21 protein-coding genes are annotated in these 20,127 nt (G+C 66.5%); 4 read left to right on the top strand and 17 right to left on the bottom strand.

Going from position 1 to position 20,127, the window contains the following annotated elements; translation table 11 throughout:
* Nucleotide 1 precedes the first annotated feature (1 nt).
* Both AAHM44_RS01850 and AAHM44_RS01845 read left to right on the top strand, forming a co-directional pair.
* Nucleotides 2-1,057 carry a hypothetical protein gene (locus AAHM44_RS01850; protein WP_342248820.1) on the top strand — a complete coding sequence of 352 codons (1,056 nt, stop codon included), beginning with the start codon at nt 2-4 and terminating at the stop codon, nt 1,055-1,057.
* On the top strand, nt 1,050-2,183 hold the full coding sequence (locus AAHM44_RS01845; protein WP_342248819.1) for a DUF1972 domain-containing protein: 1,134 nt from the start codon (nt 1,050-1,052) through the stop codon (nt 2,181-2,183). The genes AAHM44_RS01850 and AAHM44_RS01845 overlap by 8 nt, the downstream gene beginning before the upstream one ends.
* Nucleotides 2,184-2,259: 76 nt before the next feature.
* Here AAHM44_RS01845 and AAHM44_RS01840 read toward each other — a convergent pair whose 3' ends face one another.
* The 5 genes from AAHM44_RS01840 to AAHM44_RS01820 form a co-directional block, all read right to left on the bottom strand.
* The gene (locus AAHM44_RS01840) at nt 2,260-2,934 is read right to left on the bottom strand and encodes an FkbM family methyltransferase (RefSeq protein WP_184168156.1); all 675 of its coding nucleotides are present in this window, start codon (nt 2,932-2,934) and stop codon (nt 2,260-2,262) included.
* A 26-nt stretch (nt 2,935-2,960) separates the two neighbouring features.
* Nucleotides 2,961-4,145 carry a sugar transferase gene (locus tag AAHM44_RS01835; RefSeq protein ID WP_342248818.1) on the bottom strand — a complete coding sequence of 395 codons (1,185 nt, stop codon included), beginning with the start codon at nt 4,143-4,145 and terminating at the stop codon, nt 2,961-2,963.
* A gap of 179 nt (nt 4,146-4,324) precedes the next feature.
* Complete coding sequence (locus tag AAHM44_RS01830) at nt 4,325-5,056, bottom strand: class I SAM-dependent methyltransferase (protein WP_184168152.1); 732 nt, start codon at nt 5,054-5,056, stop codon at nt 4,325-4,327.
* A 155-nt stretch (nt 5,057-5,211) separates the two neighbouring features.
* Nucleotides 5,212-5,985 carry a metallophosphoesterase family protein gene (locus tag AAHM44_RS01825; RefSeq protein ID WP_342248817.1) on the bottom strand — a complete coding sequence of 258 codons (774 nt, stop codon included), beginning with the start codon at nt 5,983-5,985 and terminating at the stop codon, nt 5,212-5,214.
* A gap of 121 nt (nt 5,986-6,106) precedes the next feature.
* Nucleotides 6,107-6,340 carry a hypothetical protein gene (locus AAHM44_RS01820; protein ID WP_184168150.1) on the bottom strand — a complete coding sequence of 78 codons (234 nt, stop codon included), beginning with the start codon at nt 6,338-6,340 and terminating at the stop codon, nt 6,107-6,109.
* 426 nt (nt 6,341-6,766) lie between these two features.
* Here AAHM44_RS01820 and AAHM44_RS01815 point away from each other — a divergent pair, with 426 nt between their 5' ends.
* Nucleotides 6,767-7,813 (top strand): M48 family metallopeptidase, encoded by a 1,047-nt coding sequence (locus AAHM44_RS01815; protein WP_342248816.1) that lies wholly within the window; start codon nt 6,767-6,769, stop codon nt 7,811-7,813.
* Between the two features lie 4 nt (nt 7,814-7,817).
* On the opposite strand, the gene wecC is transcribed toward AAHM44_RS01815, so the two are convergent.
* Together wecC and wecB are read right to left on the bottom strand one after the other, a co-directional pair.
* Nucleotides 7,818-9,113 (bottom strand): UDP-N-acetyl-D-mannosamine dehydrogenase, encoded by a 1,296-nt coding sequence (gene wecC, locus AAHM44_RS01810; RefSeq protein ID WP_269574594.1) that lies wholly within the window; start codon nt 9,111-9,113, stop codon nt 7,818-7,820.
* Nucleotides 9,097-10,233: a non-hydrolyzing UDP-N-acetylglucosamine 2-epimerase gene (wecB, locus tag AAHM44_RS01805; protein WP_342248815.1), complete on the bottom strand. Its 1,137-nt coding sequence runs from the start codon at nt 10,231-10,233 to the stop codon at nt 9,097-9,099. The genes wecC and wecB overlap by 17 nt, the downstream gene beginning before the upstream one ends.
* Before the next feature lie 114 nt (nt 10,234-10,347).
* Here wecB and galU point away from each other — a divergent pair, with 114 nt between their 5' ends.
* Nucleotides 10,348-11,220, top strand: a complete 873-nt coding sequence (galU, locus tag AAHM44_RS01800; protein ID WP_269574596.1) for a UTP--glucose-1-phosphate uridylyltransferase GalU — start codon at nt 10,348-10,350, stop codon at nt 11,218-11,220.
* A gap of 10 nt (nt 11,221-11,230) precedes the next feature.
* On the opposite strand, the gene AAHM44_RS01795 is transcribed toward galU, so the two are convergent.
* The 10 genes from AAHM44_RS01795 to ubiB form a co-directional block, all read right to left on the bottom strand.
* On the bottom strand, nt 11,231-12,577 hold the full coding sequence (locus tag AAHM44_RS01795; RefSeq protein ID WP_342248814.1) for a nucleotide sugar dehydrogenase: 1,347 nt from the start codon (nt 12,575-12,577) through the stop codon (nt 11,231-11,233).
* Between the two features lie 52 nt (nt 12,578-12,629).
* Nucleotides 12,630-13,628 carry an NAD-dependent epimerase/dehydratase family protein gene (locus AAHM44_RS01790; protein ID WP_342248813.1) on the bottom strand — a complete coding sequence of 333 codons (999 nt, stop codon included), beginning with the start codon at nt 13,626-13,628 and terminating at the stop codon, nt 12,630-12,632.
* A gap of 90 nt (nt 13,629-13,718) precedes the next feature.
* Nucleotides 13,719-13,925, bottom strand: a complete 207-nt coding sequence (locus AAHM44_RS01785) for a hypothetical protein (protein ID WP_342248812.1) — start codon at nt 13,923-13,925, stop codon at nt 13,719-13,721.
* Nucleotides 13,922-14,695: a HesA/MoeB/ThiF family protein gene (locus AAHM44_RS01780; protein WP_342248811.1), complete on the bottom strand. Its 774-nt coding sequence runs from the start codon at nt 14,693-14,695 to the stop codon at nt 13,922-13,924. Before AAHM44_RS01780 ends, AAHM44_RS01785 begins: the two co-directional genes overlap by 4 nt.
* On the bottom strand, nt 14,692-15,057 hold the full coding sequence (locus AAHM44_RS01775) for a hypothetical protein (protein WP_269574601.1): 366 nt from the start codon (nt 15,055-15,057) through the stop codon (nt 14,692-14,694). The genes AAHM44_RS01780 and AAHM44_RS01775 overlap by 4 nt, the downstream gene beginning before the upstream one ends.
* Complete coding sequence (gene dut, locus AAHM44_RS01770) at nt 15,054-15,500, bottom strand: dUTP diphosphatase (RefSeq protein ID WP_269574602.1); 447 nt, start codon at nt 15,498-15,500, stop codon at nt 15,054-15,056. Before dut ends, AAHM44_RS01775 begins: the two co-directional genes overlap by 4 nt.
* The gene (locus tag AAHM44_RS01765) at nt 15,500-16,306 is read right to left on the bottom strand and encodes an alpha/beta hydrolase (RefSeq protein ID WP_269574603.1); all 807 of its coding nucleotides are present in this window, start codon (nt 16,304-16,306) and stop codon (nt 15,500-15,502) included. The genes dut and AAHM44_RS01765 overlap by 1 nt, the downstream gene beginning before the upstream one ends.
* Nucleotides 16,296-17,480: a bifunctional phosphopantothenoylcysteine decarboxylase/phosphopantothenate--cysteine ligase CoaBC gene (gene coaBC / locus AAHM44_RS01760; RefSeq protein WP_342248810.1), complete on the bottom strand. Its 1,185-nt coding sequence runs from the start codon at nt 17,478-17,480 to the stop codon at nt 16,296-16,298. Before coaBC ends, AAHM44_RS01765 begins: the two co-directional genes overlap by 11 nt.
* A complete protein-coding gene (locus AAHM44_RS01755; protein WP_342248809.1) occupies nt 17,477-18,592 on the bottom strand; it encodes a hypothetical protein in 1,116 nt (371 codons plus the stop codon). Before AAHM44_RS01755 ends, coaBC begins: the two co-directional genes overlap by 4 nt.
* Nucleotides 18,589-20,124, bottom strand: a complete 1,536-nt coding sequence (ubiB, locus tag AAHM44_RS01750; protein WP_269574606.1) for a 2-polyprenylphenol 6-hydroxylase — start codon at nt 20,122-20,124, stop codon at nt 18,589-18,591. Before ubiB ends, AAHM44_RS01755 begins: the two co-directional genes overlap by 4 nt.
* Between the last annotated feature and the right edge of the window lie 3 nt (nt 20,125-20,127).

Here is a 20,127-nt window from a genome sequence, read left to right as displayed (position 1 = left end):
CATGCGCGCCGCGATGCCGCCAGTGACCCTGCTCAACCCGTTCGATGCCTATGCGGGCTCGCAGCGCGTGGCCACGCAGCTGTTTGCCGCGTTCGAGGCGCTGGGCGCCAGGGTCCGGGTGCAGCTGGGCTTTGGCGGCCATGGCTTCGTCTCGGATCTGCCGGGCGTACGCGCGGACCTGGTCTGCGGCTCGGTACGGGTGCGCAAGCTGCTCTTCCCACTATGGTCACTCGCCCTGGCGCCGCTGCTGCTGCTGCGCGTGCTGCGCGGGGAGCGGATCTGGGGCAACACCATCTATGCGCTGCCGCCGGCGATGCTCGCGGCGCTGGTCCGGCCGCGGCAGGTCTTCCTGCACCTGCATGAGCTGACCTTTCCCGGCGTCTTCCGGCCGCTGCTCCGGCTGGCGATGCGGCGGGGCGTGCGGGTGATGTGCGTTTCCCATGTCCATGCCTCCGGGCTGGGCATCGACGCGACGATCCTTGCCAATCCCGTGGCGGTGCCGAACGTGCCGCCGGCTTCGGCGCGCGATCGGTTCCTGTATATCGGCACGACGGCGCCGATGAAGGGGTTCGACCTCTATCTCGACGTCGCGGCGCGGCTGGGCGGGACGGGACTGCGGCCCGTTGCCTATCTGGCCGATCTCGAGCGGCACGATGCCGGGCTGCTGGCGAAGGCCCGCGCGCTTGGCGTGGCGGTGCATTTCGGCGAAACCGCGCCATCGACTTTGTTCGCCGACGGTTTCCTGACCCTGCTGGCCACCGATCCCGAACTGTGGGTGGAGACCTTCTCGCTGGTAGCGGTCGAATCATGCGCGTTCCTGGTGCCCGTGGGAGGCGCGGGAGCCGAGGTGCTCGACGAAGTGCTGGGCCCGGCGCTGGCGTTCAACATCGCATCCCGGGATCCGGCGGAGATCGCCGCGCGGATCACGGCGCTCGCCGGAGACCCGGCGAGACAAGCCGAACTGCGCGCCGCCTGCGAGGTGCGGCGCGGGCTTTACACCATGGACCGTTTCCGCGAGGCGCTGCGCATGATTTTGCAGGGGGAAGAGCGTGAATAGGGCACGGACGCGCCGATCGAGGCGCGTTTCTCTGGTTGGCACGGTGGGCGTTCCCGGCCGCTATGGCGGCTTCGAGACGCTGGCCGAGCAATTGTGTCGGCATATCGAGCCTGGCCGGATGACATTCGCGGTCTATTGCGAGCGCAAGGTCTATAGCGAGGACCTGTCCGAGGATTTCTGCGGCCATAGGCGGGTGTTCATCCCGCTGCGGGCCAATGGCCCCATGAGCATGTTGTACGATGCAGCCGCGCTGCTGCACGCGCGCTTCGTCGAACGCAGTCCGGTCGTGTTCCTGTTCGGCTATTCCGGCAGCTGGATCCTCCCGCTGCTGCGCCTCCTGTCGCCTTCCACCTGCTACATCACCAATGTCGACGGCATGGAGTGGCGGCGCGACAAGTTCTCCGCCTCCTCGAAGCTGCTGCTGAAGGGGCTCGAATATTTCGCGGCCGTCTTCAGCCAGAAGATCATTGCCGACAATTCGGCGCTCGCGGAGATCTTCGAGGCGCGATACCGGCGCAAGGCGACGGTGATTGCCTATGGCGGCGATCACACGATCCTGCCCGAGGCGCCGGTGCCCGCCGACGCCGCGCCGATCGACGCGGCGCAAGGGGCATATTATCTCGCGGTCGCGCGTATCGAGCCCGAGAACAATACGGAAATGATCCTCGAGGCCTGCGACAAGGCGGGGGCGGGCCTGGTGTTCATCGGAAACTGGAACGGAAGCGACTATGGCCGCCGGTTGCGGGAGCGCTTCGGCGCCAGCACGCACCTGCGGCTGCTCGACCCCATCTATGATCAGCGGGTGCTGGAGCGCTACCGACGCGGCGCGATCGGCTATATCCACGGCCATAGCGTGGGCGGGACCAATCCGTCGCTGGTCGAGGCGCTGTTTCACACGGACAGGCTGCTCAGCTTCGATTGTGCCTTCAATCGCGCCACGCTCAGCAACGCGGGCAGCTATTTTGCCGATGCCGGGCAGCTGGCGGAGGCGCTTGCCGGCGAAGTGGTTGTGTCGATCGATGCGCAGGCACTGGCGGCGCTGCGCGACACCTATCGCTGGGGTATCATCGCAGACCGGTATTTCCAGCTGGCCAGCGAAGGCCTGGGCGCGGATAGCCAAGCCTGAAACGCCGATGGCGCAGCCGGGCAGGCGGCGCCATCGGGGATATCGCAAGCGGCTATGGACAGAGCCAGTGCCGGGTTCAGCCCGGCTTTCGCTCCCAGCCTTCCCAGACGAAGCGATAGCACCACTGCTCATCATGGGTTTCCGCCAGCTTTGCGCGAATGGCGTCGCGCATCGCATCATAGTCGCCGACGGTATGGAACTGGATCTGCAGGAAGCGGATCCGGGGCAGCCAGCCCGCCTCGATAAGCGCGGGCAGAACGGCAAATTCGCCGCCCTCGATATTGAGCTTGAGCAGATCGATATGATCGAGCCCGAGCGCATCCAGCGCCGCGGGCGCCGAGCGGAGTTCGCAATTGATGTGCGAATCCGATTTCTCGAGGCTGACGAAGCTGGAGGCGTCGCCATCGTCGGTGATCGCGAAGGTGCCGTCCTTGTCGCTCAGGCCATAGCGATGGGCGTGCAGCTTCGGCTTTCCGGAGAAGCGCTCGACGCAGGTGGCGTGGAGCGAGGGCACCGGTTCGAAGACATGCACGGTCGAGCCATAGCGTTCGTGGATGTCGAGCGCCCATTGGCCGATATAGCCGCCCAGATCCACGACGATGCTGTCTTCATCGAGCGGATAGTCCAGGCGAAGCGTGGTATCGCCCTTGTCGCGGAACCAGCGCTTTGCCTCCAGAAGGGGGCCATCGCGAAGTACTTCCCGGCGATAGAGATTCTTGAGGCCGCGGGCCACACGTCGAAAAGTGATCATCTTCAAGCCTTTAGTCTTATCGAGGGCTAGCGCGCACCAGTGCCGGTGAACATGGTGTGGACGGTTCTGAGGATGATCAGGATGTCCAGCCAGAGCGAAAAGTTCTTCACATAATAGAAGTCGAGGTTGAGCTTTTCCTTGATGGCCTCAACCTCGGAGACGTGACCCTGGTTGATCTGCGCCCAGCCGGTGACGCCCGGCTTGATGATGTGGCGATAGTGGTAGAACGGGATTTCCTTCTCGTACCAGCTTGTCAGCTCGGCCGCTTCCGGGCGCGGGCCGATCAGGCTCATCTCGCCACGCACGATGTTGATCAGCTGCGGCAGTTCATCCAGGCGGCTCTTGCGCAGAAAGGCGCCGAGCCGGGTGATCCGGGGATCGTTGGCCTGGGTCATCGCCCGTCGGCGTGCCTCCTCATCGCTCGAAGCGGCAGTCGCAATTCGCATCGTGCGGAACTTGTAGATCGTGAACGGGCGGGCGCGAAAACCCGTCCTGCACTGGCGGAAAAGGGCCGGGCCAGGAGAGTCCAGCCGGATCAGCACCGCAATCAGCAGCATCGCCGGAGACAGCACGATCAGCATGCAGAGCGCCGCGAGGATATCGACCGTCGCCTTGATCTTGAAGAAGACGTCGTTCGGGTTCAGCGAGCCCAGGGTGTTCTCGGACAGATGATCGACTTCGACCCGGCCGGTGAGCTGCTCGATCGCCTGCTTCACATGATAGACGGGAGCGCCCTGCAGCACGAAGGACGTGATCCGGCTGTCCCACGCGGCGCTATGGTCGGCGCTCAGATCGACGACAACGCCGTGCAGGGGCGGCGTGGGGGCGTCCGGCGTCTCGATATGATGCCAGGTTACCGAGCCGAGCTGCGGGAGCCGGTTTGTCCTGCCGCCCGGGATCACGCCGAAGCAAACCCTGCGACGTCGCCGCACGATCAGGTGGATGAGCGTGAAAATCACCGATGTCAGCACATAGCTGATGGCGAACTGGACGCGGCTGTAGTCGAGGCGAAGGACCACGAGCATCGTGGCCAGCATGGCGAAGGTGAAGGAGACGCTCGCCACGATATATCCGCCGGCGGTAATGCCGGGAAACACATGCAGCCGCCGATAGCCGAGATAGCCGAGTACGAGGGCCAGCGTTCCGCCCGCCGCGGTGTTGAACTGGTTCGGCGACGTCACCGCCGCGCCAAACCAATATTGGCGGAGCACCACCGGCACCAGGATGGCAATGAGGAAAGCCAGGGCAACCTGGTACCGTGTTCGACCCAGCGTCTGGGAAACGGAGCGGGTCGCTAGGCGCCCTCTGTCGACATTCATCGCTGCCCCTCTCGTACTGGGCTACTCTGTACTGGACTATTTTGTCTGGATGTCGGCGTCGGCCGTTCAGATCAAGCGTGCGTGCGCAAGGCGGCGGCGATGTCCTCGGCATGCCATACGCCGATCGCGCGCCCTGGAGATACGAAGCTGTCATCAATGACATGGGCCGGCGTCGGAAAGCCGAACGGGCGGCGGGTAAGGTTCAGAAGCCGGAAGTCGCCGGTATCGACGTCGCGGTTGAAGCCGGTGGAGCCATCCGTCGTCAGCAGAATGAACTTGCGCGGCTTGCTCAGGATATTCTGCAGCGCGCGCCGGGCATCGGCGAAGCTCAGGTGGAACAGCATTTCGCGGCACAGCACCGCATCCGCGTCGGGCAAGGTTCCGCTGATTGCGTCCAGGCAATGGAATTCGCGCCGGTCCGAGCTGAAATTCGCCGTGTTGCTCTCGATCACCGCGGGGACGATGTCGGCACCGATATAGCGCTGCGACAGGCTGACTTCGCGCATCCAGGTGAAATCGCCGCAACCGATGTCCAGCAGCGTCTCGGCACCAAGCGTGTCGAGAATCCGAGGGAGTTCGGTCCGGATATTCTGCGTCGCCTGCAGGCTGGATCCGGCGCCGGAGCCTGGGGCATCGTCATTGCCGACCTGCCAGACGCCCGACGCGTAGATCTCGGAGAACCGTTCGCGGATATTGCCGGAGCCAAGATGGGAGGGGCGGCGCCCCAGGCCGACCAGTCGCAACCCGTGACGGACGATTTCCTTCAAAGTCTGGATACGGAAATTGGCCGGAACGTCAGTCATTTGCCCTCCAGTGCGAACATGCCCCACTTTGCACAGCGAGGTCGCCGGGGCGACCTTTTCGAGGAGATGAACGGAAGATTCCCGTGCTCTTGCGCGCACGCCCAGTCAAGTCGGCTTGGTCGCGCGCGCTGCCGGAGCGGGCAACCGGGAGGCAATCAGGTCTGCAGCAGCCAGCGCTCTTCGCCTTCGAGCCCGAGCGCGGTCAGGCGGCCTGAGTCATAGGCGCCGGTGTCTATCGCGATCCGGTTGGACTTGAACTGCGCCTCCGGGACGATGGTGTGCCCGTGGACGACGGTTTTCTCCAGGGCGCCCTTGTGATCGAGGAAGCTGTCCCGGATCCAGCGCAGATCCTTCACCCGCTGCTTTTCCAGGGGAAGGTTCGGATTTACCCCGGCGTGCACGAAGACATAGTCGCCGGCGATGATCATGTCCTCGAAGCTTTCGAGAAAGCGGACATGGGCCTCGGGGACCCTGGCCTTCAGGAGCTCGAGGAGCTCGGTATGGCTCGCCGGTGCGTATTCCTCTTCGGAGATGCCGTAGCTGAGCACGGTGGCCTTGCCGCCCACGCGGAGGTGGAATTTCAGAATCTCGATGCTGCCCTCAAGGGCGCCAAGAAACAGTTCTTCGTGATTTCCGAGCAGGAACCGGGAATTCGGCAAGCGCTCCCGGAGCGCCATAAGGGCGTCGATCACGCCGGCGGAATCGGGGCCCCGATCGATCAGGTCTCCAATGAAGACCAGCGTCGTGGCGGCTGGCGCGCGCTGGCGGTCATCCTCCTCGATGCGTGCGAGCAATTCGTTGAGGAGATCCAGGCGGCCGTGAATGTCGCCGATCGCGTAATATCGCTCTCCCGAGGGGAGGGCGGAGTTCCCTTTGGCAGGGCGCTTGAAGAGGGATAAGCCGAACGCCATACCGACTTGCAAACTCAAATAACCCGTTCGCCCTCATGCCCCGGCGAGATCAACTCGCCACGCGTGCGACGGGCAAATAAAAAGTGGCGACCCCGAAGGATCGCCACTTGAAACTCGGTCAGCTGACCGACCGACAATCCTACGGGCTGTCGGGCGTGTCGTCGCTGTCGGCGAGAACCACGGCGCCGCCGATGATGGCGACGGTGGCGAGAACGCCGATCAGAACGGCCGGAGCCAGCTCGCTCTTCTTGCTGGTCGAGGTCGAGGCGCGAACGCCCGACAGCGACAGCTTCGAAGCGCTCGTCGGAGCGGCCAGAACAGGAGCAGTCGCCATCGACGCGATAGCGGCCGCCGTAAGAAGCTTAGTGAACACTCTTTTTCTCCCTCTTTCGAGCTCTGGTGCTCTCGTCGGGCAGTCCTATGCCATAGGACCAAACCCGTCGCAACACCTCAAACTTTGGTAACGGCGAGAAAGTTCCCGACGTGACCCTTTGGCAACACAGGCCCGGTTGATCCGGATCACTTCTGTTACCCAGGCGACCCGCACCAAGTGGTTACGCAGCCGTCCTTAACGCGCTGCACCAATATAGCCAAGGGGGTTAATGAAGTGTCTTCGTCGAAATGGCCTTGTTTCGTGATGGTTAGGAGGGTTTTTTTGTGACTGATATGTTGCGGAAGACCGGCCCCGGTTCGAGTTGCGGTGCAAAAACACCGTAGTGCAGAGCGAATCGGGCGATGGAGTCTCGAATGGGCGTGCCGGGGTTTGTCGATGGGGCGGGCCGCGCGTAGGATGGCTGGAATGAAGCCCGTATCATCCGCGTTCCGCCGCCTCGCTCATGCCTGTCGCCGCGGCTTTCCGGCCATCGTCCTGCCGTTGCTTTTCCTGCCCCTGTCGACGCGCGCGGATGATGCCGCCCTGTTCGAAGGGGTGCGCGCTGCCGACATGCGCATCGCGGCGATCGGCTGGCGGCTCGCCGTGGCCAATGCGCGGCTGTGCGACCGGACCGAGCCCGGCACCGGCATGCAGCTTCACGTGCTCGATCAATATGGCGGGCCGCAGCGCGAGGCTGCTGCCCGGCATTTCGGTTTCGCCACGCCGGTCGCGGTCGAAGGGGTCTTGCCCGGCAGCCCGGCGGAGCAGGCGGGACTGCGCGCCGATGATTCGCTCGTTCGGGTCGGTTCGGTCGAGATCGCGAAACTGCCTGGCAAGGCTGGCAAGGCGGACCGGCTGGATGCCGCGCACCTCGCAATCGCGGCACTGCCCGTCGATGCATCGATCGAAGTGGACGCACTTAGAGCCGGTCGCCCGGTCCATGTGACGATTCGCCCGATCCGCACCTGCAACAGCCGATTCGAGATGACCGATGACTTCAACGCGGCCAGCACCGGCACCGCGGTGCAGGTCGGAGCCGGCTTCCTCGAGGACTATCCCGACGAGCAGATCGCCGTGGTGGTCGCGCATGAATTCGCGCACAATATCCTGCGCCACCGTGACCGGTTGATTGCGCGCGGCGTCGATTACGGCCTGCTTTCCGGCTTTGGCGCGAACGTGAAGTATTTCCGCCAGACCGAGGTCCAGGCGGATCTCCTTTCGGTCTACCTGCTGGCCAATGCCGGCTATCCGCTGCGCGCGACGACGGCCTTCTGGAAGCGCTTCGGCCCGAGCAAGGCCGGCGGCATATTGCGCAGCCGCTCGCATCCGGCCTGGCGGGACCGGGTCGCCACGTTCGAGGCCGAGATTGCCAAGGCCGAGACCATTTCGGCCCGGCCGGTCGTGCCCCCGATCCTCGGCGAACGCGACAAGCCGCTGGATGGCGACTGGCAGTCGATCCTGGTGCGGAACTAGCGCTTCAGCTCGCCAGGCGGAGCGGCTCGCCAGGGACGCCGCGCGGCTGGTCGGGCCAGATGCCGCGCGTGTCGTAGACCAGCTTGTCGGCGCGCTCGTCGAGCGGGACCGACTTGAACACGTCGTGATCGACCAGCACCACGAAGATGCCGCAGCTCTCGATCGCGCTGTCGATGTCGATTAGCCCGGCACCGGTGCCGTCGAATGCCTTGGGCAGCGCGTCGGCATAGGGCTCTACGATCTGGATACGCTCTCCAAACTGCTCGGCCAGCGCCGCCGCGACCTTGAGCGCGGGGCTCTCGCGGAAATCATCGATGTTCGCCTTGAACGCGAGGCCCAGGCACGCAACCTGGGCATGGGGGTTGGATTCGAGCATCGCTGCGGCGTGGCCGATGACATAGTCGGTCTTGCCGTCATTCACTTCGCGGGCGGTGCGGATCAGCGGGGTCTGCTCGGGCGCGGCGCTGACCAGGAACCAGGGATCGACCGCGATGCAGTGGCCGCCCACGCCCGGGCCGGGCGACAGGATGTTGACGCGCGGATGGCGGTTGGCGAGGCGGATCACTTCCCACACATCGACGCCCATCTTCTCGGCGACGAGGCTCAGCTCGTTGGCGAAGGCGATGTTGACGTCGCGGAAGGCGTTCTCGGTGAGCTTGGTCATCTCCGCAGCCTTGGCCGTGGTGGTGACGCAGGCGCCGCGCACGAAGCGGCGATAGAATTGCAGTGCCTTGCGGGCGCAGCGCGGCGTAATGCCGCCGATGACGCGGTCATTGTCGATCAGCTCGACCAAGATGCGCCCGGGCAGCACGCGCTCGGGGCAATAGGCGATGGCGACATCGGCGCTGCCGGTGCAGTGGCCGGGGATCTTGAGGTCGGGGCGGAGCTGGGCGAGCAGCGCGGCGACCTTCTCGGTGGTGCCCACCGGCGAGGTCGATTCGAGGATCACCACGTCGCCGGCCTTGAGCGTGATCGCGACATTGGTCGCGGCCTTGAGCACATAGCCGATATCGGGCGCATGGTTCTCGCCGAAGGGGGTGGGGACGGCGATGACGAAGACGTCGGCCTCCTCCACCTGGAGCGAGGCGCGCAGGCTGCCGCGCGCGACGACGCCCGAGACCAGGCCGTCCAGGTCGATCTCCTCGATATGGACCTTGCCCGAATTCACCGTGTCGACCACCGACTGGTGGACGTCGACGCCCAGCACCTTCGCGCCGGTGCGCGCGATCACCGCTGCCGTGGGAAGCCCGATATAGCCCAGGCCGAGAACACAGACCTTGAGCTCAGAATCCGAAACCATGTGCGACGATCCCCGCAATCCGCTCAGAGGCATGGCCGTCGCCGAACGGATTGTGGGCGCGGGCCATGGCCGAATAGGCGGATGGTACGTCGAGGAGGGTTGAGATTTCGGAAACGATACGCTCCGGGTCGGTGCCGACCAGCTTCGCGGTGCCCGCGACGACCCCTTCCGGGCGCTCGGTGGTCTCGCGCATCACCAGCACCGGCTTGCCGAGCGCGGGCGCTTCCTCCTGCACGCCGCCCGAGTCGCTGAGCACCACGTCGCAGAGCTCGAGCGCGCGGATGAAGTGGGGATAGTCGAGCGGCTCGATGCGCGCGACATTGGCCCGGTCGCCCAGCACCTTGTCCATTGCCGCCACGACATTGGGATTGGGGTGCATCGGGAACAGGATTGCGGTGTCGTCGCGGTCGGCGATGCGGCCGAGCGCCCGGGCGATGTCCTCCATGCCGCCGCCGAAATTCTCGCGGCGGTGCGTGGTGACCAGCACGATCCGCTTGCCGGCGAAGCGCGCGGCGATCGGATCGAGCCCGGCGGCCAGCTCCGGCTCGGCTTCGATCCGGGCGCGCGTGGCGAGCAGCGCGTCGATCACCGTATTGCCGGTGACATGGATCGTCGCGGGGTCGATATTCTCGCGGCGCAGCGCCTCGGCCGCGGTATCCGTCGGAGCGAAATGCTGGTCGGCGATCGGCGCGACGATGCGGCGGTTCACTTCCTCGGGCCAGGGCTGGTAGATGTCGCCCGAGCGCAGGCCCGCCTCGACATGGCTCACCGGCACCTTGCGGTAATAGCCTGCCAGCGCGCCGACCATCGCGGTGGCGGTATCGCCCTGCACGATTACCCGGTCGGGCTTCTCGTCGTCCATCACCTTGCCGAGGCCGGTGAGCAGCCGCGCGGTGAGCTGATCGAGCGTCTGGCCCGGTTCCATCAGGTCGAGGTCGATGTCCGGCGTCAGGCCCGCGATCGACAGCACCTGGTCGAGCAGCCCGCGATGCTGGGCGGTGACGCAGGTGCGCACGTCCAGCCCGGGCACGGCCGCCAGCGCGCGGACCACGGGAAAGAGCTTGATCGCTTCGGGACGCGTGCCGAAGATCAGGAGAACGCGCTTGCTGGTACCGGTCATGCGCATTCTCCTATCGCCGATCCCGTCACCATCAGGTTACGGTCGCGGACATAATTGCGAAAGCCTATAGCCATCGCTATGGGCGCCCGACTGATCTGAAAAGGCATTTCCCGAATGACCATCAAGCCGTTGCGCAAGGCCGTGTTTCCCGTGGGCGGCCTCGGTACGCGTTTCCTGCCCGCCACCAAGGCGATGCCGAAGGAAATGCTGCCGGTGGTCGATCGTCCGTTGATCCAGTACGCGGTCGACGAGGCCCTGGAAGCCGGCATCGAGCAGATGATCTTCGTTACTGGCCGCGGCAAGAGCGCGATCGAGGACCATTTCGATATCGCCTATGAGCTCGAGACGACCATGTCGGCACGCGGCAAGTCGCTCGAGATCCTCGACGCCACCCGGCTCAAGCCCGGCGCGGTCGCCTATGTCCGCCAGCAGGAGCCGATGGGCCTGGGCCATGCCGTGTGGTGCGCGCGCGACATCGTCGGCGACGAGCCCTTCGCGGTGCTGCTCGCCGATGATTTCATGCTCGGCAAGCCGGGCTGCCTCAAGCAGATGGTCGATGCCTATAACAAGGTGGGCGGCAACCTGATCTGCGCCGAGATCGTGCCGGACGACCAGACGCATCGCTACGGCATCATCACGCCGGGCGCGCAGGACGGGGCGCTGACTGAAGTGAAGGGCCTGGTCGAGAAGCCGGCCCCGGGCACGGCGCCGTCCAACCTGTCGGTGATCGGCCGCTACATCCTGCAGCCCGAAGTGATGCGGGTGCTGGAGAAGCAGGGCAAGGGTGCCGGCGGCGAGATCCAGCTGACCGATGCGATGGCCCAGATGATCGGCGACCAGCGCTTCCACGGCGTCACCTTCGCGGGCACCCGCTATGATTGCGGCGACAAGGCCGGCTTCATCCAGGCGAACATCGCGGTGGCGCTTGAGCGCGAGGATATCGCGCCGGCGATCCGCGATTTCATGACGAGCCGTTGCCCGGGCTGAGCTTGGGGGCTCAGGCGCGGACGACCTTCTCCGAAACCACACCCGCCTTGCCACAGGCATTGCGGGTGTCGATTACCAGCTTCGCGGCATCGACCAGCGCCGCATAGTCCACCGCGTCATGGTCGGTGGCGATCAGCACCGCGTCGTACCTGGCGATCTCGGCCTCGTCCCACGCCACGCCGTTGCGGAAGTTGAGCGTCGGGTGCTCGCGGGTGTTGTCGATCTGGGCGACATGCGGGTCGAAGAAGTCGGCGGTGGCGCCGCGTGCCTCGATCATCTCCATCAGGCGGAGCGACGGGCTCTCGCGGATGTCCTCGACATTCTTCTTGTAGGCGACGCCCATCACCAGGATGCGCGCGCCGCGCAGGCCGCGGCCGAAGCGCGCGTCCAGCGTGTCCGCCATCACCCGGACGACATGCTGCGGCATGTCCGCGTTGATCTGGCCGGCCAGCTCGATGAACTTGGTGTGCTGGTTATACTCGCGCGCCTTCCAGGTGAGGTAGAAGGGGTCGATCGGGATGCAGTGCCCGCCCAGGCCCGGGCCCGGATAGAAGGGCATGAAGCCGAACGGCTTCGATTTCGCCGCGTCGATCACTTCCCACACATCGATGTCCATCGCGGTGAAGATGAGCTTGAGCTCGTTGACCAGCGCGATGTTGACGGCGCGGAACACATTCTCGGTGATCTTCACCGCCTCGGCGGTCGCGGCGGACGAGACCTGGATCGCCTGGGGCACGATGTGGCGATAGACGCCCAGCGCCAGGTCGGCCGAGACCGTGTCGTCGGCGCCGACGACCTTCGGGATCTTGGTGGTCGAGAAGGTCGGGTTGCCCGGGTCCTCGCGCTCGGGCGAGTAGGCGAGGAAGAAGTCCTTGCCGGCGACCAGGCCCTCGGCCTCGAGGATCGGCTGCATCACCTCCCTGGTGGTGCCCGGATAGGTCGTCGATTCGAGGATGACGAGTTGGCCGCGGCGCAGCGTCTTCGCGATCGCCTGGGTGGTCAGCTCGACATATTTCAGGTCGGGCTCGAGATGGCGGGTGAGCGGCGTCGGCACGCAGATCAGCACCACATCGGCTTCGTCCAGCCGGCTCAGGTCGGCAGTGGCGCGCAGCTTCTCGTTTTCGACGAGCGGCGCGATGCGGGCGCCGTCGATATGCTTGATATAGCTCTCACCGGCTTCGAGCGCGTCGATCTTGGCCTGGTCGACGTCGAAAGCGAGGACCGGGCAGCCCGCCTCGCCAAAGGCAACGGCGAGCGGCAGGCCGACATAGCCCATGCCGATCACGCCGATGATCGCGGTGCCGCTTTCGATCCGCGCCTGCAGCTTCAAGCCATGGGCGGGCCATTCGATGCTCATAGAAACCCCGTGAAGTACGCTCTGTCGCGCCCTTCATGCCTCCGCAGGGGTTTCAGTTTCGATAATGCTCCAGATACCAATCCACGAATGCCGGCACGCCGGCGCTCGGCGGGGTGGTGGGGGCATAGCCGGTCAGCGTCTTGAGCAGCGCGTGCGACGCCTCGGTCGCGGGCACGTCGCCCTGCTGCATCGGCATGAAGTTCTTGATCGCTTCCTTGCCCAGCGCGCGCTCGATCTCGCCGATATAGTCCATCAGCTGGGTCTGCTGGCCCGCACCGATGTTGACGACGCGGAAGGGGGCGACGGGCGAGAGGCTGTCGCCCTCCACCGGCGTGTCGCCCGGCACGGCCTCGGTCAGCCGGACGATCGATTCGGCCAGATCCTCCACATAGGTGAAGTCGCGGACCATGTTGCCGTTGTTGTAGATGTCGATCGGCTGGCCGGCGAGGATGCCCTTGGTAAACTTGAACAGCGCCATGTCCGGCCGGCCCCACGGTCCATAGACCGTGAAGAAGCGGAAGAAGGTCATCGGCGTCTTGAACAGATGCGCGTAGCTGTGCCCCATCAGCTCGGTCGCGCCCTTGGTGGCGGCGTAAAAGCTCAAGGGGGTGGCGGTGCGCTGCGTCTCGGTGAACGGCATGTCGGTGTTCGCGCCATAGACCGAGCTGGTCGAGGCGGCGAGCAGGTGCCTGGTCTTGTGCTGACGCGCCAGCTCCAGCACGTTGAAGCTGCCGATCAGGTTCGCCGTGACATAGGATTCCGGGCTGTCGATCGAGTGGCGCACGCCGGCCTGCGCGGCGAGGTGGATCACCACATCGGGCTGGAACTCGGCCCATTGCGCGCCGAACGCGCCCATGTCGTCGATCGAGACGCGGGCGACGTTGAAGTTCGGGTGGTTCGACAGGATGTCGTTGCGCGCTTCCTTGAGCGCCGGATCGTAATAGGCGCTAAAATTGTCCACGCCGAGCACGGTGACGCCGCGCTGGAGGAGCTTGCTGGCCGTGTGGAAGCCGATGAAGCCGGCCGAGCCGGTTACCAGGACGCGCGTCATGGGGAGGGCAGGTGCCTCAAGGGCGCGGCGAAGTCCAGTTTCACGCATCAGGTAGTGACGAGTCACTGACCTCTACGGTCGGGAAAGGCGTTAGGTGAGCAACGCCCAAAGGAAACTTGCGAAAGATGCCAGGGCAAAGAAGCCGGACAGCCAGCGCAGCACACGCTCACCGGTATCGCTGATGCGCGATTGCCCGAAGCTCATCAAAAGGATCACTCCGCGAGGGGTGATCGTGCACAGGACGAAATAGGCTGTCGCCAATCCGTAGAACGTCACCTCGGGGAGCGGACCGATCACTCCGGCCTCTCCAGATCACCACAAGCGGGACAGCCCGGGTCCTTCGGCAGCGTCAGCGTGCGGAAGCGGAAGGCCAGCGCGTCAACCAGCAGCAGCTTACCCGCGGTCTCCTCGCCGAGCGGCACGATGGCGCGGACCACTTCCAGCGCGGCGAGGCTGCCCATCACCCCAGTAAGCGCGCCCAGCACGCCCTGTTCGGCGCAGCTGATGCCCGGGCGCTCGGGATCATGGCCGACGAAGCAGCGGTAGCAGGGCTTGTCCGGCTCCCAGCCGCGGAACACGCCCAGCTGTCCCTCGAATTCGGAGACGGCGGCGGAGACGAGCGGGATACAATGACGCAGCGCGGCGTCTGCGACCGCCAGCCGGGTGGCGAAATTGTCGCAGCCGTCGAGGATCACGTCGGGCGCGAACTCGGCGATCAGCGCATCGGCATTGCGCGCGTCGATGCGCTGCTGGAAGCCGGTGAACACCACTTCGGGGTTGAGCGCGGCGACGCGGGCGCGGGCGGCCTCGACCTTGGGGCGGTCTACGTCGCCGGTCGCATAGAGCGTCTGGCGCTGGAGGTTGGAGAGCGAGACCGTGTCGTCGTCCACCGCGCCGAGCGCGCCGATCCCCGCGGCCGCCAGATATTCGATCGCCGGCGATCCGATGCCGCCCGCGCCGATCACCAGCACGCGCGCGGCCTTCAGCCGCATCTGCCCGCCGCCGCCGATCTCGCGCAGCACGATATGGCGGGCGTAGCGCTCCAGCTCCGTGTCGGAGAGTGTCATTTGGTCAGGGTGAAGCTGATGGTCGTGCGATACCATTGCTCGGTCGCACCAGGGCGGGGGAGCAGGTTGTTGCGCGCGAAGCCGGCTGCCAGCGCGGCGGCATATTGCTCGACCGAGGGGCAGGCGATGGCGCGCGGTACGGTGGTCCGGATATTGCCTCCCTCGTCGACCAGCACGGCGATCGAGACTTCGGCGACACCCGGCTTGGCGAGCACGCATTTGCGCAGCTTCACTTCGCGCTGGACGAAGGTCTGCATCTCGGCGGTGATGATTGGGGGTGCGCGCCAGGGCAGGGGCGGCAGGGCGTCCCAGTCGATCGGCGCCGTCTGGAGCGCCGCAGCAAGAAGAACCGTCGCTATCACGTGCCCGTCGATCCGAAGCCCCCGATGCCTCGCGCCGTTTCGTCGAGCGTCCCCACCTCCTCGAGCTCCGCATGCTGAACCGGCGCGGGCACGAGTTGTGCGATACGGTCTCCGCGCGCGACGGTGAACGCCGCGTCACCGAGATTGGCAAGGATCACCTTAACCTCGCCGCGATAGTCGCTGTCGATCGTGCCGGGCGTGTTGAGGCAGGTGATGCCGTGCTTGAGCGCCAGGCCCGAGCGCGGGCGGACCTGGACTTCGTAGCCGACCGGGATCGCCATCGCGAAGCCGGTCGCCACCGCATGGCGCGCGCCGGGGGCGAGCACCACATCCTCGGCCGCGACCACGTCCATGCCCGCGGCTCCCGCCGTCGCATAGGCGGGCAGCGGCAGGCCCTCGCCATGCGGCAGGCGCTGAAGGGCAATGCGGATCGGAGCGAGCATCAAGATTTTCCTGGAAGCGCGGCGGCAAGGCGCTGGAGCGCGGAGATCACTTCGGGATCGCTCAGCAGCTCATGGTCCTTGCCGGGGATGATACGGAAATCGGTGGCGATGCCGCGCAGCGAAAGCGCCTCGGCATAGGTGCGCGAGAAGCGCACCGGCGTGGTCTTGTCGTCGCCGCCGACCAGCACCGCGGCGCGCAGCGAGGGCTGCATGCCGCCGACCAGCTTGACCGGGTCGAGACTGGTGACCGGCGCGTCCCAGAGCGGGGTGGGTGACACGGTCTTCATGTGCTTGCGCCACTCGGGCAGCGCGCAGGGGCAGGAAACGAGGACGATGCCGTCGACCAGCCCCGGATGCGTCGCGGCAAGGTCGGCGGCGATCGCGGCGCCGCCCGAATGGCCGACTACCACGGTGCGCGCCTGGCCATAGCGGCGCTGCAGGTGGCGGATCGTCGCGGCGACGGCGCCGATCCGGTCCGCGGTATAATTGTCGCCGGTGGTCAGGCCGCGCTCGCCGGGCGAGACATGCCCCTGCGGGTCCTCATAGCCCGGGCGGAGCAGCGCGACGGCGATGCTCTGTGGCACCGCGGCGGCGGCGCTGCGGGCAAAGGCATAGTGATAGTCGGGCTTGGTCGTCGGCGCGTCGCCGTGCAGCACCACGATCAGCGTGCGCACCTGCTTGGCGGGCGTGTTGCCGAAGCTCTGGCTGTACAGGCCCGGGCCCGGTTCCGGCGCGCCAATGCGCTCGCCCGGCGTACAGGCGGCCAGGCTCGCGCCGAGCAGCAAAAGGGCAAGGCTAGAGCGCATCGGCAATCCGCTGCGCGAGACGGCGGGCGACTTCGTCCTTGGGCAGTCTTTCCCAGCTTTCGACACCGTCGGCGGTGACGAGATGAACGGCATTGGCTTCACCGCCCATCACATCGCCGGAAACATCGTTGGCGACAATCCAGTCTGCGCCCTTGCGAGTCCTTTTCGCGGCAGCATGTTCGAGCACCTGTTCGGTTTCGGCGGCGAAGCCCACCACCAGTCCCGGCCGGCGCGGGCTGGCGCCGAGCATCGCGAGGATGTCCGGATTCTCGGAGAGCTGGAGCCGGGGCGGCTCGCCGCCCTGCTTCTTGAGCTTCTGCCCGGCGCGCTCGACATGCCAGTCGCCGACCGCGGCGACCATCACCGCGGCATCGGCGGGCAGCGCCTGGGCGACGGCATTGGCCATTTCCTGCGCGGTCTCGACATCGATGCGGGTGACGCCCGGCGGCGTGGCCAGCGTGACCGGCCCCGAAACCAGCGTGACCTTCGCTCCCAAGGCTGCGAGCGCCCCGGCAATCGCATAGCCCTGCTTCCCCGAGGAGCGATTGGCGATGTAGCGCACCGGGTCGATCGGCTCATGGGTGGGGCCGGCGGTGACGAGGACATGCTTGCCGGCAAGCGGACGAGGCGCACCAGATTTAGGTTCTGAGAACTTCTGGATCGCCGCGAGGATCGCCTCGGGCTCGGGCAGCCGGCCGGGACCGTACTCGCCGCAGGCCATCGGCCCCTCGTCGGGCTCCAGCACCGTCACCCCGTCGCCGCGCAGCGTCGCGACATTGCGGCGGGTCGCGGCGTGCTGCCACATCCGCACGTTCATCGCCGGCGCGGCGAGGACGGGCTTGTCGGTGGCGAGCAGCAGCGTGGTCGCCAGATCGTCGGCAATCCCCGCGGCCATCTTGGCGAGCAGGTCGGCGGTGGCGGGCGCCACCACCACCAGGTCCGCCTCGCGGCTGAGCTGGATATGCCCCATCTCGGCCTCGTCCTTGAGGTCGAACAGGTTGGTATAGACCTGGTTCTCGCTCAGCGCCGCGAGCGTCATCGGCGTGACGAAATGCTGCCCGCCTTCGGTGAGCACGCACTTCACTTCGATCCCGGCCTTGCGGCACAGCCGGATCAGCTCGCACGCCTTGTAGGCCGCGATGCCGCCGCCGACGATCAGGAGGATCTTCTTCATCGTGTGACCTTTGTCACGGTGATCCTGCGCCTGTCGAGCGCCTGCCGGAACAGGTCGCGCAGGGCGTCGGGCACGAAGGCGAGGCCGATCAGCGAGAGCGGGGCGACCATCAGTCCCCAATAGAAGGTATCGGGCCGCGCGAACAGGGCCAGCGCCACGCCATATGCCGCAAGCGTCAGGAACACGCGCCCCGCCGCCTGGTCTTTCCAAGCCGCCCAGCCGAACAGCGAGCAGGTGAACAGCAGCACGCCCAGCGCCATCGGGAAGAGCTGCAGCGCGGTCGACAGCACCATCGCCTTGGCGAAGAAGCCATAGCCGTGCAGCCCGGCCCAGCCCGGCGAGGCCGGATCGGCGGCATTGGTCACCTGGCCCACCGCATGGGCATGGAAGCCGACCGCGACCGCGAGGCAGGCCAGCGCCACGCCCCAGCCGATCGCCTCGCGCCGCTGTCCCTCGAACCAGGCGGCGGCGAGCATCATGATCGCGTAGAGCGCGGCCAGCTCGCGCACCAGCATGGCCAGCAGCGCGATCGCGACGGCCTCGATCCAGCGCCCCTGCCGCCGGATGCCGAGCGACAGGGCGATCAGCAGCCCCGCCCATATCTCGTGAAACGCCCAGAGGTCGGTCTGGACGAACGCCATCAGCCCGCCGGCGAGCAGGGCGAGGCCGATCAGCACCGGCGGCCAGCGCGTCATCCCGCTCCGCAGCTTCATGCCCCACACGGCAAGGACCGAGGCGACCAGCACGAAGAGCAGCGCCAGCATGCCGGCACGCGGCACATGCGCCTCGACCATCGCCAGCCCGGGCAGGCGGAAGGTGACGAAGGGGCGTAGCGGGTAGTTGCCGGCCCGCAGCGCATCGGCGGTCACTTCGTAATAGTCGCCGCCGTGCCGCACGCCGGCGACGATGCTCTCATAGAGCATCACGTCGCTCTGGTCGTCGGCACGCTTCGCCGGATCGCCGCTCACCGGCGGCGGCCCGACCGTGACCAGCGCGGTCAGCGACAGCAGCAGGAACAGCAGCAGAATGCCAAGAACGATCCGGGCGCGGGGGCGGGCCAGCGCGGCGAAGCGCGTCGGTTCCGCCAGCCACTGGACCGCGGGCAGCTTCACGAGAGCAGGTACATCATGATCGCGGCACCCACCGCGCCCGAGAAGACCGCAACCAGCGCATAGCGCCAGCCGCCGACCACGCGGATCCGCTCGATCTCCTTGAGCGGCGGCGCGGGCGGCGCGCCACCCGGGGCCGGGAAGCGCAGCTCGATGTTGCGGATCAGGTCGGGCAGGCGGGCAAGCGTGCGGAAATCCTCGACCAGCCGGTCGGCGATCTTGGCTTCCGGGCCCAGCTCGGTGCGGATCCATTCGCGCACGAACGGGGCCGAGACGTCCCACAGATTGATATCGGGATCGAGCCCGCGCGCCACGCCCTCGACCATCACCATCGTCTTCTGGAGCAGAAGGAGATGCGGCTGGGTCTGCATGTCGAAGTCGCGGGTGATCGAGAACAGGCCGTCGAGCATCGCGCCCATCGACATGTCCTTCACCGCCAGCCCGCGCATCGGCTCGCCGACCGCACGCAGCGCCGTCGCGAACTCGGCGACATTGTGGTGCGGCGGCACATAGCCCGCCTCGAAATGGATCTCGGCGACGCGCTTGTAGTTGCCGGTGATCAGTCCGTAGAGGATCTCGGCCAGCCAGACCCTTGCACGTCGATCGATCCGGCCCATGATGCCGAAGTCGATCGCGGCGATGCGGCCATCGGGGAGCGCGAAGAGGTTCCCCTGGTGCATGTCGGCATGGAAGAAGCCTTCGGCGATCGCCTGGCGCAGGAACGCCTTGATCAGCCGGCTGGCGAGCGCGCTGGTATCGTGCCCGGCCTCGATCAGCTTCTGCCGGTGCGACAGCTTGATGCCGTCGATCCATTCCAGCGTCATCACCTTGCCGGTGGTGCGCTGCCAGTCGATCTGGGGAACCATGAAGTCCGGCTCGGCCTGCATGCCCTCGGCCAGTTCGGAAGCAGAGGCTGCTTCGCGGCGCAGGTCGAGCTCGCGCGCGGTCCAGCGCTTGAACGTCTCGATCACCATTCGGGGGCGCAGGCGCGACGCCTCGCCGCCCATGCTCTCCACCTGGGCGGCGGCCCATTCATAGGTGTCGATCGCCTTGGCAAACTCGGTCTCGATGCCCGGGCGCAGCACCTTCACGGCGACCTGGCGGCCATCGGTGGTGATCGCACGGTGGACCTGCGCGATCGAGGCGGCACCGACGGGATGCTCGTCGAATTCGGCGAAGAAGGTCTCGAGCGGCCGGCCGAAGCTGCCCTCGATCCGCTGGCGGATCACCGGGAAGGGGAGCGGCGGCAGCGCATCCTGCAGGCGCAGCAGGTCGTGCGCCGCCTCATCGCCGACCAGGTCGGGACGGGTGGCCAGCGTCTGGCCGAGCTTGATCGCGGCGGGGCCGATCGCCTGGAAGGCATCGGCATAATGCGGCACCTTGGGCACGCGCGCGCCGAAGCGGGCGATGCGCGCCACGCGGCGCACGGGCCTGGGCGTGTGCGGATCCTGCTCGATACCGCGCAGCGCGCCGTGGCGCGCCAGGATGCGGCCCCATTTCAGCAGGCGCCAGAGATGAACGGCGGGTGCGGTCACTTA

It is taken from the genome of Sphingomonas sp. OTU376 (assembly GCF_038440415.1).
In the GTDB taxonomy this organism is placed as follows: Bacteria; Pseudomonadota; Alphaproteobacteria; order Sphingomonadales; family Sphingomonadaceae; genus Sphingomonas; species Sphingomonas kyeonggiensis_A.
The sequence above is the reverse complement of the archived record's forward strand: the minus strand, read 5'-3'. Positions and strand labels throughout refer to the sequence as shown.